Here is a 1,591-nt window from a genome sequence, read left to right as displayed (position 1 = left end):
TAATTCGTTCTTTGAAAACTAGATAATCGTAAGAAGAAGTCAAAGTAAAACCGAGAATCGCCATTTTAGTTTTTCTCTCTTATTTAATTAAGAGTAGTAACCTTTTAGGTTAAGTTAGAAAGGGCGCACGGTGGATGCCTTGGCACTAGGAGCCGATGAAGGACGGGACTAACACCGATATGCTTCGGGGAGCTGTAAGTAAGCTTTGATCCGGAGATTTCCGAATGGGGGAACCCACTGCTCGTAATGGAGCAGTATCTTTACCTGAATACATAGGGTATTGAAGGCAGACCCGGGGAACTGAAACATCTAAGTACCCGGAGGAAGAGAAAGCAAACGCGATTCCCTGAGTAGCGGCGAGCGAAACGGGACATAGCCCAAACCAAGAGGCTTGCCTCTTGGGGTTGTAGGACACTCAACATGGAGTTACAAAGGAACGGGGTAGATGAAGCGGTCTGGAAAGGCCCGTCATAGAAGGTAAAAACCCTGTAGTTGAAACTTCGTTCCCTCCTGAGTGGATCCTGAGTACGGCCGGACACGAGAAATCCGGTCGGAAGCTGGGAGGACCATCTCCCAAGGCTAAATACTCCCTAGTGACCGATAGTGAACCAGTACCGTGAGGGAAAGGTGAAAAGCACCCCGGAAGGGGAGTGAAATAGATCCTGAAACCGTGTGCCTACAAGTAGTTAGAGCCCGTTAATGGGTGATAGCGTGCCTTTTGTAGAATGAACCGGCGAGTTACGATCCCATGCAAGGTTAAGTTGAAGAGACGGAGCCGCAGCGAAAGCGAGTCTGAATAGGGCGTATGAGTATGTGGTCGTAGACCCGAAACCAGGTGATCTACCCATGTCCAGGGTGAAGTCCAGGTAACACTGGATGGAGGCCCGAACCCACGCACGTTGAAAAGTGCGGGGATGAGGTGTGGGTAGCGGAGAAATTCCAATCGAACTTGGAGATAGCTGGTTCTCTCCGAAATAGCTTTAGGGCTAGCCTCACGTTGTAAGAGTCTTGGAGGTAGAGCACTGTTTGGACTAGGGGCCCTCATCGGGTTACCGAATTCAGACAAACTCCGAATGCCAAAGACTTATCCGTGGGAGTCAGACTGCGAGTGATAAGATCCGTAGTCAAAAGGGAAACAGCCCAGACCACCAGCTAAGGTCCCAAAGTTTACGTTAAGTGGAAAAGGATGTGGAGTTGCTTAGACAACCAGGATGTTGGCTTAGAAGCAGCCACCATTTAAAGAGTGCGTAATAGCTCACTGGTCGAGTGACTCTGCGCCGAAAATGTACCGGGGCTAAACGTAACACCGAAGCTGTGGATTGACACCTATGGTGTCAGTGGTAGGAGAGCGTTCTAAGGGCGTTGAAGCTAGACCGTAAGGACTGGTGGAGCGCTTAGAAGTGAGAATGCCGGTATGAGTAGCGAAAGACGGGTGAGAATCCCGTCCACCGTATGCCTAAGGTTTCCTGAGGAAGGCTCGTCCTCTCAGGGTTAGTCGGGACCTAAGCCGAGGCCGAAAGGCGTAGGCGATGGACAACAGGTTGATATTCCTGTACCACCTCTTTATCGTTTGAGTGATGGGGGGACGCAG

Annotated in this window: 2 rRNA genes (both only partly in view); both read left to right on the top strand. The window is 50.3% G+C overall.

From position 1 onward, the window contains the following. Positions 1 to 65 (top strand): 16S ribosomal RNA (locus H0184_RS22880); it begins 1,566 nt to the left of the window's first position. A gap of 42 nt (positions 66 to 107) precedes the next feature. Beyond that, a 23S ribosomal RNA gene (locus tag H0184_RS22875) occupies positions 108 to 1,591 on the top strand; it runs 1,404 nt beyond the window's last position. The 16S and 23S rRNA genes sit together here, the layout of an rRNA operon.

The organism is Neobacillus niacini, from assembly GCF_019749295.1.
GTDB classification, from domain to species: domain Bacteria; phylum Bacillota; class Bacilli; order Bacillales; family Cytobacillaceae; genus Neobacillus; species Neobacillus niacini_D.
The sequence above is the reverse complement of the archived record's forward strand: the minus strand, read 5'-3'. Positions and strand labels throughout refer to the sequence as shown.